Here is a 12,334-nt window from a genome sequence, read left to right on the forward strand (position 1 = left end):
GTGCTTGTTCTGTTTGCAAATTTATTAGGTGCAAATTGATGAAAATTGCCACTAGTTTGGTTATTTTTTATAAAAAATATATCTCGCCATTATTGCCAAGGTCGTGTAGATACTATCCTAGTTGTTCTGAATATGCACTTTGGCAGCTTAGCCATAGTGGAATAATCACTTCTATATTTGCTATTGGCTTTAGAATTTTGCGATGCAATCAACTCTTTAGAGGTGGTATAGATTATCCTATTATTAGATGGGAATTTAAGCCATCTTATATATTTTCAAAGCCATATTATGTAGAGCCAAAATTTTGGCTAATTAAATATAAAAAAGATAAATTTTATTTAATAAAAGCATTTGACTTATCAAAGGATAAAAAGTGTTAGATAAACTTTCAACTCAGCAAAGGCTCATAATAGCCACAGTTATATCTGTTCTATTTTTTATAGCTTATGATGCTCTTTTTGCACCAAAGCAACCACTAGATATAAATAAAACTTTAGAGCAAAATCAAAGCGCCCCGACAACAACCACAACAAACAGCACCACTCAAGCCCCAAAGCAAACTAGCAAGAATATCGCTACAATCGAAGGGATTAATTATACCGCTACAATCGATGAGTTAGGAAGGATTAGTAGCTTTACGCTTAAAGATTCTAAATTTAAAAATGAAAATGGTGAGCAAATTTCGCTTTTAAAACCTACTTCGCCACTACCTTTGGAAATTCGATTTTCTGATAGGGCTATAAATGAAGAGGCTTTTAAGGTGGCATATAAGGCAAGTAGCGATAAAATCGATGTTGGCACTACCCCAGCTACTTTAAGCTTAACTCAAGATTTATCATCTGTAAGCGTGGTAAAAAATATAACATTCTACGCAGATGGCTCATATGATATTGATGTTAAAGTAAGCTCAAATTATGAATATTTCATTACAGCTGGATTTCGCCCAGTTGTAGCAGTAGATGGATATACTGTTCATGGAGTTTTGCTTAGAAAAGAAGATGATAGCTTAGAAATTATTGAAGATGGGGACGCTAAAGGAAATGAGGTCTTTAGAAGTGTGGATTTATTAGCTAATAGTGATAGATATTACACTACTTTATTTTATGATAGCAAGAAATCTATGGAGGTCTTTATCCAAAAAGATACCGATGAGAATACTCTAAGCTTTGTTAGAAATATTGGAAATTTCAGTGCTAAAGGCTACATCGGCCCAAAAGATTATAAAATTTTAAAATCAATCAATCCAAGCTTAGTTGATACCATTGAGTATGGTTGGTTTACCTTTATTGCTAAACCTGCCTTTTTGCTACTTGATTGGCTCTACTCATTTATAGGCAACTGGGGCTTTGCTATTGTGGCACTAACCATCATTATCCGTATAGTTTTATTTCCTCTTACATATAAGGGTATGGTCTCAATGAATAAGCTAAAAGATCTAGCTCCAAAGATGAAAGAGATACAAGCCAAATATAAAGGCGATCCACAAAAAATAAACGCCCATGTAATGGAGCTATACAAAAAGCATGGGGCTAATCCTATGGGTGGCTGTTTGCCAATTTTAATCCAAATTCCAATATTCTTTGCAATTTATAGGGTATTGCTAAATGCTATTGAGCTAAAAGGTGCTGAGTGGATTTTATGGATTAATGACCTTGCAGAGCTTGATCCTTACTTTATATTACCAATCCTTATGGGTATTACAATGTATATTCAGCAGCATATCACGCCAACCAATTTTACAGATCCAATGCAAGCAAAGATTATGAAATTTCTACCTTTGATATTTACATTTTTCTTTATTACATTCCCAGCGGGGCTTACTCTTTATTGGTTTATAAACAACCTATGCTCTATAGCTCAGCAAATGGTCGTAAATAAAATATTTGAGCGTCATAAATCTCAAGAGATAGCGGAGAAACACCATGGGAATTAAGATTGAAGCTAAGGATTTACAAAGTGCTTATATAAAAGCAGCTAATGAGCTTAAATGCTCTGCCATAAATTTAGAAATTACACAGATAAAAGCAGCTAGAAAGGGATTTTTAGGCTTTTTTAAAAAAGATGGTATTTTTGAAGTATCTGTAAAAAAAGATGGTGAAAAAAGAGTTAAAAAGCCAAAAAATGATCGCATTGAAAAGAGCATAAGGTGCGATAAAGCCCAAAAATCCACACACTCTAAATTCGAGCCAAGTAGTGAAGATAAATTTGAGCCAAACATCACTATAACCCAAAGCGATACCCAAGCAGAAGCGCAATTTGCAAAACCGGCTAGAAAATCAACGCTAAATATAGACCAATCCATATTTGATTCATTTCATAAAATTGATGATAATCAAACCGCGGTATCTTTGGATAATATCTTATTAGAGATTAGAGCTGGGCTTGATAGGCTATTTGGTGCTAGTTTATTTGATATTTGGGTTAGTGAGCTATCAATTTATGACGCTGATACTATATATATCAAGCTTGATGGAGCTGATGCAGCACTAATGATAGGCAAGGAGGGCTATAGATATAAGGCTATTTCATATCTCATATTTAACTGGATTAATGCTAAATATAATAAAGGAATTCGCCTAGAGATAGCTGAATTTTTAAAAAACCAAGAGAGCAGTATGGCTGTATATTTAAATGGAGTTATAGAAAGAGTAGAGCTAATTGGCAAGGCTCAAACCAAGCCTCTTGATGGGGTATTAGTTAAAATCGCTTTAGAGCAGCTTAGGCAGAGATTTCCAGATAAATATGTTGGAATTAAAAGTAGCGATGAAAGCAAATTCATTGTTATAAATGATTTTCATAAAAAATGAATATAGTAGCACTTGCAACCCCATATGGCATCGGAGCTATATCTATTATTAGACTTAGTGGCAAAGATGCCCTAAGCATAGCTAATAAAATTTGTGGTAATCTAACGCCTAGAGTAGCATATTTAAAGAAGCTAAAGGATAAATTTGGCAATATCTTAGATGAGGCAATTGTGATATATTTTAAGGCTCCATTTAGCTTCACTGGCGAAGATGTGGTGGAGTTTCAGACTCATGGCGGAGTGGTTGTAGCAAATTTGATTATCGATGAGATATTATCTTATGGGGCTAGGGTTGCTAATCCTGGCGAATTTAGCAAAAAAGCGGTGCTAAATGGCAAAATTGATCTAGCTAAGGTTGAGAGTATCCAGGGTCTTATAAATGCTAGAAGCGAAGGTGCGGCTAAGATTTTAGCTAGGGTTATGAGTGGGGAGTTGGCTGAGTTTTGTGATACTTTGCGTGATGAGCTAATATCAGCTTTAGCTTATACTGAGACTTGCATTGACTATGCTGATGATGATTTGCCAGCTGATATAATGGAGCAAATTAAGCTAAAATTAGAGCAAATTTATTCAAAACTAGATAATATAATATCAATTTCAAATTCAAAAAAAGGTCTAATAGACGGCTACAAAGTAGCGATAATCGGCACCCCAAATGTAGGCAAAAGCTCCATTTTAAACTCACTTTTAAATTATGAAAGAGCCATAATTAGCAATACTCCAGGAACCACTAGAGATACTATCGAAGAGCAGATTAAAATCGGCACCCACTTAGTGCGTATAATCGATACTGCTGGTATTAGGCATAGCGATCACGATATAGAAAATATCGGTATAGAATACTCCAAAAGGGCCGCAAATAGCGCTGATATAATCATCTGTGTATTTGATAGCTCAAGGGTTGTAAATAGCGAAGATATGGAGATTTTGGATTTTGTAAATAGCTTAAATAAGAAGGTAATTTTTGTATTAAATAAATCTGATTTGGAATTTAAATTTGACCTTAATATTGATGGAATTTTACTTAGTGCAAAAGATAACTCTAATGCTTTAAAACTAGCAATCCAAGAATACTTAAATTCACAAGATACAAATGAGATAATGCTAAGCTCAAATAGACAAATAAAAGCTTGTGATGATGCCAAAAGTGCGATAAATAGAGCTATCCATCTTTTAGATGAGTCTGTGCTTGAGCTTTTTGCTTATGAGATAAATAGAGCTATAAAAGAGATAGGAAGCATCACAAAACCGCTACAAAATTCGGAAATTTTAGATAAAATGTTTAGCAATTTTTGCTTAGGAAAATAATTTTAAAAAGGGGATATAATAATGGATAAAAAGACAATAGAAGCACATAAGATTAGCGATGATGAGTATAAAAAGATATTAGAGATTTTAGGGCGTGAGCCAAATTTACTTGAACTTGGTATATTTTCTGCGATGTGGAGTGAGCATTGTAGCTATAAATCAAGTAAAAAATATCTAAATGGCTTTCCGACTAAGGCTCCATGGGTACTTCAAGGTCCAGGCGAGAATGCTGGGGTGATAGATTGTGGCGATGGTATGGCAGCTGTATTTAAGATGGAGAGCCATAATCACCCAAGCTTTATTGAGCCATTTGCTGGTGCTGCAACTGGAGTTGGTGGTATATTTAGGGATATTTTTACCATGGGGGCTAGGGTTGAGGCGAGTATGAACTCACTTCGGTTTGGTCAAGTGCGTGGCGATACAAAGATTAGTCGCCATCAACGCTATTTAGTAAAAGGCGTGGTATCTGGCATTAGCCACTATGGCAACTGTATGGGTGTGCCAACTATTGGCGGTGAAACCACATTTGATGAGAGCTTTAATGGTAATATTTTAGTCAATGCTTTTGGGCTTGGAATTTGTAAAAGTGATGAGATATTTTATGCTAAGGCTGAAGGGGTAGGAAACCCGGTTATATATGTTGGCTCAAAGACTGGTAGAGATGGTCTTGGTGGGGCTGTGATGTCAAGTGATAGCTTTAATGAAGAGAATAAATCTTTAAGGCCAACAGTGCAAGTTGGGGATCCATTTGCTGAAAAGCTCTTAATGGAGGCTTGCTTGGAGCTATTTAAATGCGATTATATAGTTGGAATTCAAGATATGGGTGCAGCTGGACTTACATCAAGTAGCTTTGAGATGGCTGGTAGAAGCGGTAGCGGTATGAAGCTATATTTAGATAGAGTTCCTATGCGTGAAAGTGGAATGACGCCATATGAATTAATGCTTAGCGAGTCTCAAGAAAGAATGCTAATTTGTGCTAAAAAGGGTTGTGAAGATAAGATAAAAGCGATATTTGATAAATGGGATTTAGATGCTGAGATTATAGGAGAAGTAACTGATAGTGGCATAATGGAGCTATACTGGCATAATGAGTTAGCTGGTAGCGTGCCAATAGCCCCACTTAGCGAGGTCGCACCAATACTAAATCGCCCAACTAGCAGACCAAAATATCTTGATGAGATCGCAAATATAAATTTAAATAATATACCAAAAATCAGCAATCAAGAGGCCTTTGAGCTATTAATCAAAGATTTAAATGTGGCAAATAAGAGTTTTATTTATGATCAATATGACTCAACAGTAGGCACAAATGTGATTAAAAAAGCTGGTAAATTGGGTGCTGCTGTAATGAGAATTAAGCAAAATGGCAAGTCAATTGCTATGGGCATGGAGTGTAATACAAGGCATAATTATGTAAATCCTAAAATCGGCGCTGCAGCCACAGTCGCAGCTAGTGGGCGAAAGGTGGCTATGAGTGGTGCAACTCCGCTTGCGATTACTGATTGTCTAAACTATGGTAATCCGCAAAATCCAGAGGTTATGTGGCAGTTCGCACAAGGTTGCGAAGGGATTAAAGAGGCGTGTGCAAAGCTAAATACTCCAGTAGTTAGCGGTAATGTAAGCTTGTATAATGAGACAGATGGAGTTAGTATCCAGCCTACACCAAGCATAGTATCAGTAGGCGTAGGAGATGATGCTAAAAATAGCTTGATTAGCGAATTTAGCGGTGAAAATGTGAGTGTTTATCTACTTGGTAAGACTACTGGCGAGTTTGCAGGGTCGCTATATATGAAGGTGGTGGCAAATTTATGCGCTGGAGAGTTAAAAGAGATAGATTATAAGGCTGAAAGAGCACTTTGGGATTTGGTTATTGAGGCTAATAAAGATAGAGTATTGGAGTTTGCAAATAGCGTTGGAGTAGGTGGTATCGCCATTACTTTAGCCAAGATGGCAGCGGTTAGCTCTATTGGTTTTAATGGCAAAATAGAGCTTAAAGATAGTCGCTTTATATTTGATGAGAGCTTTTCTAGGGCAGTTGTAGGGGTTAGAGATGAGCTTAAATTTAAAGAGTTAGCTAAGAAATATGGGATTGAATTTATTAAAATTGGCTTAAGTGGTGGCGATGAGTTTGTTTTAAATGATATTAAAATTAGCTTAAAAGATCTACAAAATATCTATTTTAGCGAGTTTGCTACTGTTATTAAAAGTGAAGATTGATAGTGCATATATTTTTAATTTTAATTGGCGTTATTATTATATTTTGGCTACTTGGTCGTGGATTTACTAGCTCAAGCTTAAGGATTAACAAACTCCAATATGATGATGCTAAATATCTAATTATGCTAACGGCAAAGGTCGCTAAAAGCGATGGAGCTGTGAGTAAGGATGAGGCTAATTATATATCGCTTTTATTAGATGATATTTGTTTAAAGCTTGGTAATAGAGATGTTAGAGCCAAGTTAAAAGATATATATCTTTATTATAAAGATAATCAAAGCTCAGCCTACGCAATTGCTAAAGAGTATAGGCAAAGGCTAGGATTTAGTCAAAATATTTGGATAAATCGTATAGTATTTTTTATGAATTTAGCCTATATCGATGGGGAATTTAATAGCGATGAGAGAGAAATTTTACGCGAAATTTGCGATGGATTTGCTATTAATAAGAGCATTGTAGAAGAGCTTTTTTCTCATTTTGAGGCTGAATTTAAGAATTTATCCAAAGAGCATAGCATTGATCCATATGAGATTTTAGAGGTTTCAAAAGATGCTAGTTTTGAAGAGATTAAAGCTAGTCATAGGAGATTATCTAGGCAGTATCATCCAGATTTTATGATGGATAAGAGCGATGATATTATAAGCCAAGCGACTAAGAAAATGCAGCAAATAAATGAAGCATATGAGATATTAAAAAATAAATTTAATAAATAAGGAGGATTTATGAGAGCTTTAATTAGTGTAAGTGATAAGAGCGGTGTGGTGGAGTTTGCCTTAGGGCTTGAGGCTTTGGGCTTTGAGATTTTAAGTACAGGTGGGACATATAAAACTTTAAAAGATAGTGGCATAAAAGTTATAGAAGTTAGCCAATTTACCGCTAGTCCTGAGATGTTTGAAGGTAGGGTTAAAACCTTACATCCAAAAATTCATGGCGGTATCTTACATAAAAGAGATGACGCTAACCACATAGAACAAGCTAATAAATATAATATTAAGGCAATTGATTTAGTTTGTGTAAATTTATACCCTTTTAAAGAGACTACAATCCGCACAGATGATTTTAATGAGATTATCGAAAATATAGATATTGGTGGCCCTGCTATGGTGCGAAGTGCTGCTAAAAATTTCAAAGATGTGTTAATTGTTACTGATGTGAATGATTATGAAATAGTGCTAAAATCACTAAAAGATGGTAGCGATAGCTATGAATTTAGACGGGATTTGATGATAAAAGCATATGAACATACAGCCTCATATGACTCAATGATAGCTAACTATATGAATGAGAGATTTAAGGGTGGATTTGGTGCTAAGAGATTTATAACTGGCTCAAAGGTATTTGATACAAGATATGGTGAAAATCCACACCAAAAGGGCGCTGCGTATGAATTTGATAGCTTTTTAAGTTTAAATTTCACTCAATTAAAAGGCGAAGCAAGCTTTAATAATATGACTGATATTAATTCAGCCGTGGCGATAGCTTCATCATTTGGTAAGGCTCCAGCGGTGGCTATTTGTAAGCATGCTAATCCATGCGGTTTTGCTATTGGAGAAAATGAGCTAGATAGCTATATCAAAGCACTTAAGTGCGATTCAGTTAGTGCTTTTGGTGGCGTGGTGGCGATAAATGGAACTCTTACAAAGGAGCTAGCTTTAAAAACTAAAGAGATATTTATAGAGGTTATAATTGCTGCAAATGTAGAAGATGGGGTTTTAGAGCTTTATAGTGATAAAAAACGCACTAAAATCTTTACGCAAAATAATAAATTTTTAGTAACTTCGGGATATAAATGGGACTTTAAACACATTGATGGGGGGTTTGTCTTTCAAGAAAAAGATAGCCTAAATGATAGCGAAGTTGATAATGCTAAACAAGTTACTATAAAAGCAGCAAATCCTAGTGAAATTACAGATCTTAAAATAGCGTGGAAGATAGCAGCATTAACTAAATCAAACTGCGTTGTCTATGTCAAAGATAGCACACTTTTAGCAATTGGTATGGGTATGACTAGTAGGGTTGATGCGGCTCGTGCAGCGGTGGCAAAGGCTAATGATATGGGGATAGATTTAAAGGGTTGTGCGTTAGCTAGTGAGGCGTTTTTCCCTTTTGCTGATAGTATAGAGATAGCTGCTAGTGTGGGCGTGGCTAATGTAATTCAGCCAGGTGGCTCAATCCGAGATGATGAGGTGATAGAAGCTGCCAATAAAGCTAGAATGAGTATGTATTTTACTGGCATTAGACACTTCTTGCATTGATTAAATTTAAGGTAAATTTATATTTAATTTACCTTAAATTAAGGGTCTATTTATCTCATTAAACTTTTAATAAGAGTTTAATGAGTATAATTTCACTATATCTTCTTTCAAGGCAGACAGCATGATAAATACTATAGGTAAAAAGATAGTTTTTAGTATTGTCGCAGTTTTATTTATAAGTTTTATAGCTATGCAATTTATCATCATAGCTCAATTTAATAACTCATCTACGCAGATTACCAAAGATAGCTTAAATATGCTTAGTTCATCTATATTTCAGACAGTTCAGACTGCTATGAATACTGGTGATCCACAAATAATAGAAAAATCAATCCACGATGCAAGCTTAATCCAAGGTGTGGCATCTTTAAAAATATACCGCTCAGATACCGTATCAGAAAGCTTTGGTCTTGAAAAGGTAGCACCTAAAGATGATATAATAAAATCACAATTTATAAATCCTAAAAATTATACTCAAACTATAAAAACACAAGATAATCACACATTACGATTAGTCACTCCAATCATTGCTAAGAGTGAGTGCTTAGCTTGTCATACTCTTTCTAAAGAGAATGAAGTCTTAGGCGTTATGGATCTATCGTACTCTTTGAATGCTATGGATAAAGATTTAAGAGATAAGAGCGTTATGTTTTTATTAATATTTGCTATATCTTTGATTTTAACAGCTATTATAGTTTTGGTGGTATTAAAAAGGGTTGTTATAACTCCTGTGTTAGAGCTTTTAAATCGTGCTAAAGATTTAAGCAGTGGAGATGGTGATTTAAGTGCTAGAATATCTATAAAAAGCAGCGATGAGATCGGGCAAACTTGTAAGCATATAAATCTCTTTATAGAAAAAATTCAAGATATAGTCAAAAAGGCTCAAAGTAGTGCTAAAAGCGTAGAGAGCCAGACATTAACCTTACACGATAACGCTTCCATACTCCTTAGCAGCACAGAAGATGGAAAAGATAAGGCTAGAAGCTCATATGCTATTAGTAAAAGTATATCTGATGAGCTTGAGATTTCAACGGATAAATCCACCCAGGCAGCTGGTGCAAACAAGCAGTCATATGATGAGTTAGAAGAGATGATACAATCATTAAGCGAGGTTGTAACTCACCTAAATGAAGCAAATGCTAAAGAGCAAGAGGTAGCACAAAAAACCATAAGCGTAGTTAGCCAAACCAAAGATATGAAAAAAGTTTTAGATATTATAGGCGATATAGCAGACCAGACAAATTTACTTGCTTTAAATGCGGCCATAGAAGCAGCTAGAGCTGGAGAGATGGGAAGGGGCTTTGCTGTAGTTGCTGAAGAGGTCAGAGTGCTAGCTGAAAAGACAAATGAATCCTTAGGTGGTATAAATTTAAATGCTAAAAATATGATAGAATCTACTACGGAGCTTGGAAATGCATTAAATGAAAATGCTAAAAACATTGCTTTAATTAGCAAAAGTGCCAATGAGCTTATGGATAGAGCAAGATCTACTCAAACAGCCACAAATGAATCCATGCAAATAGTTCAAGAGGTATCGGCTATGGCTACTGATATTAGCAAAAAGATTAAAAAGCTATTAGATCAATCTGAAGAATCTGTAGAGACTTTTGATAATAATGCTAAGATAGTTAATCAATTCTTAGATGTATCTACGAATTTAAAAGATGTAGCAACCAGACTTGAAGTTGATTTAAGTAAATTTAAAACTTGATTTTAAGCTCTCTTTGGGCGACTATTTATTTATAATTTTTATTGTAAATTTAATTATAATTAATATTTTAGAGTTAAAATTAATAAATTAAAAAATATTAAGGATATTTTATGAAAGGTATGGGAGAACCAAGAATTAAAATCGTAGCTATGCCTAGCGATACAAACCCAGCTGGAAATATTTTTGGTGGTTGGATTTTATCACAAATAGACTTAGCTGGAGCAATTGCAGCTAGAGAGTTAGCCCCAATTAGGGTTGTTACAATATCGATGAAAGAGGTTATATTCAAAGAGCCAGTATTTATAGGTGATATTGTTAGTTGCTATGCTAAAATCACAAATGTAGGTAGCACCTCTATCACAACAAGAGTTAAAGTTGTCGTCCAAAGATTAAATGCTCAAGGATTTTGTGAGTGCGTCCCAGTAACTACTGCTGAGGTTACATATGTAAGCGTAGATGAAAAAGGGGAGAAAAAGAGCATAGATAATGATCTAAAGCGACTTCATGGTTTTTAATATTTAGCTACCTTTTTTTGGGTGGCTAAATTTAATTTATTATACTATCTCCAATTAGCATTACGATTAAAGAATTTTAAAGTAAATAAAAGATATAATTATCTCCTTTTAATAAAAATTAATAAAGGTAAATTGTGTTTGAACTTATTGGCGAGTCGCTAAAATCAGCTGTAAATAAACTTAAATTTGTCGATGATGAGAAGGCTTTAAAAAATGCGTTAGAGACGCTTAAAAAGTCGCTATTAAAAGCTGATGTATATCATAAGGTTACTAAAGAGTTAGTAGCTCTTGTAGAGTCTGATATGAAAAAGGGCGCTATAGGTCAAAAGCAATTTTTAGATAGTATAAAATCAAATTTAACAAATATCTTAACCGCTCCAAATGATGGAAATAAGGGTAGCGGCTTTGTTTTTGCTTCTAATCCACCAACTATTGTATTGATGGCTGGTTTGCAAGGTGGTGGAAAAACCACAACTACTATTAAACTAGCAAGTTATCTAAAAGCTCGTAAAAAACGCGTTCTTGTCGCTGCTGCTGATTTGCAGCGTTTAGCAGCGGTTGAGCAGCTTAGACAACTATGTAGTGCTAATGAGATTGAGCTATTTAGCATTGATGGAGAGAATAATCCAGTAAATGTAGCCAAAAAGGCGCTTAAAAAGGCTAAAGATGCTCTTTATGATGTGCTTTTAGTCGATACTGCTGGTCGCTTGGCAATTGATGAGGCTTTAATGAGTGAGCTAAAAGAGATTAAAACCGCATTAAATCCGCACGAAATATTCTATGTAGCTGATGCTATGAGTGGTCAAGATGGCGTTCGCACCGCAGCTAGCTTTAATGAAGCTCTTGGCATAACAGGAGTGATTTTAAGCAAATTTGATGCTGACACAAAAGGCGGTGTGGCAATTGGTATAGCCCATCAAGTGGGAATTCCGCTTAGATTTGTTGGTGTTGGTGAGAAAGTAGCAGATCTTGAGAGCTTTATCCCAGATAGGATTGTAGGTAGGATTCTTGGCGAAGGGGATCTTGCGACTTTGGCTGAAAAGGCATCAACGATAATTGATGAAAAAGAGGCTAAAAAACTTAATAAAAAGATTAAAAAGGGAGAATTTAATTTCAATGATTTTATCGCTCAACTTGAGAGTGTTAAAAAGCTTGGAAGTATGAAGAGTTTAATAGGTATGATACCAGGTCTTGGGGGTATGGCTAATCAGTTAAAAGATATAGATTTGGATAATTCAGAACAGATAAAACATATAAAAGCTATGATAAACTCGATGACACCAAAAGAGAGAGAGAATCCTGATCTATTAAATAACGCTAGAAAACGCAGGATAGCAGCTGGAGCTGGACTAGATCAGATGAGTGTAAATAGATTTTTAAAGCAGTTTAGCAGTGCGGCAAAATTAGCCAAAAAATTCTCAAATAAAGATAGTATGAAAGGCTTTGCTAATATGCTAGCAAATGCTAATCGCCCTAGATAATTAGGGTTTATTTATGGCTATAAATTTAGCTATAACTAAGC

The 12,334-nt window shown here is 35.0% G+C and carries 9 protein-coding genes and 2 pseudogenes; all 11 read left to right on the forward strand.

What is annotated here, in order from left to right; genetic code table 11:
- Nucleotides 1-38: 38 nt before the first annotated feature.
- The 11 genes and pseudogenes from yidD to ffh all read left to right on the forward strand — a co-directional run bounded on the left by yidD (nucleotide 39) and on the right by ffh (nucleotide 12,293).
- Nucleotides 39-380, forward strand: coding sequence for a membrane protein insertion efficiency factor YidD (gene yidD, locus CSUIS19072_RS04865; RefSeq protein ID WP_086237624.1), 342 nt, complete (start codon nucleotides 39-41; stop codon nucleotides 378-380).
- Nucleotides 374-1,933 (forward strand): membrane protein insertase YidC, encoded by a 1,560-nt coding sequence (yidC, locus tag CSUIS19072_RS04870; protein WP_086293077.1) that lies wholly within the window; start codon nucleotides 374-376, stop codon nucleotides 1,931-1,933. The genes yidD and yidC overlap by 7 nt, the downstream gene beginning before the upstream one ends.
- Nucleotides 1,929-2,807, forward strand: coding sequence for a Jag N-terminal domain-containing protein (locus tag CSUIS19072_RS04875; protein WP_086293113.1), 879 nt, complete (start codon nucleotides 1,929-1,931; stop codon nucleotides 2,805-2,807). Before yidC ends, CSUIS19072_RS04875 begins: the two co-directional genes overlap by 5 nt.
- On the forward strand, nucleotides 2,804-4,114 hold the full coding sequence (mnmE, locus tag CSUIS19072_RS04880; protein WP_086293075.1) for a tRNA uridine-5-carboxymethylaminomethyl(34) synthesis GTPase MnmE: 1,311 nt from the start codon (nucleotides 2,804-2,806) through the stop codon (nucleotides 4,112-4,114). Before CSUIS19072_RS04875 ends, mnmE begins: the two co-directional genes overlap by 4 nt.
- A 21-nt stretch (nucleotides 4,115-4,135) precedes the next feature.
- The gene (gene purL / locus CSUIS19072_RS04885; protein ID WP_086293073.1) at nucleotides 4,136-6,331 is read left to right on the forward strand and encodes a phosphoribosylformylglycinamidine synthase subunit PurL; all 2,196 of its coding nucleotides are present in this window, start codon (nucleotides 4,136-4,138) and stop codon (nucleotides 6,329-6,331) included.
- A gap of 2 nt (nucleotides 6,332-6,333) precedes the next feature.
- A complete protein-coding gene (locus CSUIS19072_RS04890) occupies nucleotides 6,334-7,044 on the forward strand; it encodes a DnaJ domain-containing protein (protein WP_086293111.1) in 711 nt (236 codons plus the stop codon).
- A 9-nt stretch (nucleotides 7,045-7,053) separates the two neighbouring features.
- Nucleotides 7,054-8,586, forward strand: a complete 1,533-nt coding sequence (gene purH / locus CSUIS19072_RS04895; protein ID WP_086293071.1) for a bifunctional phosphoribosylaminoimidazolecarboxamide formyltransferase/IMP cyclohydrolase — start codon at nucleotides 7,054-7,056, stop codon at nucleotides 8,584-8,586.
- 256 nt (nucleotides 8,587-8,842) lie between these two features.
- Nucleotides 8,843-9,442, forward strand: a pseudogene (locus CSUIS19072_RS08535) (HAMP domain-containing protein); the annotation flags it as partial.
- A 333-nt stretch (nucleotides 9,443-9,775) separates the two neighbouring features.
- Nucleotides 9,776-10,297: pseudogene (locus CSUIS19072_RS08540) on the forward strand (methyl-accepting chemotaxis protein); the annotation flags it as partial.
- 110 nt (nucleotides 10,298-10,407) lie between these two features.
- Complete coding sequence (locus CSUIS19072_RS04905) at nucleotides 10,408-10,812, forward strand: acyl-CoA thioesterase (RefSeq protein WP_086237630.1); 405 nt, start codon at nucleotides 10,408-10,410, stop codon at nucleotides 10,810-10,812.
- A 134-nt stretch (nucleotides 10,813-10,946) separates the two neighbouring features.
- Nucleotides 10,947-12,293, forward strand: a complete 1,347-nt coding sequence (gene ffh, locus CSUIS19072_RS04910) for a signal recognition particle protein (RefSeq protein ID WP_086293069.1) — start codon at nucleotides 10,947-10,949, stop codon at nucleotides 12,291-12,293.
- The last annotated feature ends 41 nt before the right edge of the window (nucleotides 12,294-12,334 follow it).

The organism is Campylobacter sp. RM19072 (assembly GCF_024723485.1).
Taxonomy (GTDB): domain Bacteria; phylum Campylobacterota; class Campylobacteria; order Campylobacterales; family Campylobacteraceae; genus Campylobacter; species Campylobacter porcelli.

What these genes read in the sequence shown, in the direction of transcription:
- yidD (WP_086237624.1), top strand. Translation starts at nt 39, where the DNA reads ATGAAAATTGCCACTAGTTTGGTTATTTTTTATAAAAAATATATCTCG.
- mnmE (WP_086293075.1), top strand. Translation starts at nt 2,804, where the DNA reads ATGAATATAGTAGCACTTGCAACCCCATATGGCATCGGAGCTATATCT.
- purL (WP_086293073.1), top strand. Translation starts at nt 4,136, where the DNA reads ATGGATAAAAAGACAATAGAAGCACATAAGATTAGCGATGATGAGTAT.
- purH (WP_086293071.1), top strand. Translation starts at nt 7,054, where the DNA reads ATGAGAGCTTTAATTAGTGTAAGTGATAAGAGCGGTGTGGTGGAGTTT.
- CSUIS19072_RS04905 (WP_086237630.1), top strand. Translation starts at nt 10,408, where the DNA reads ATGAAAGGTATGGGAGAACCAAGAATTAAAATCGTAGCTATGCCTAGC.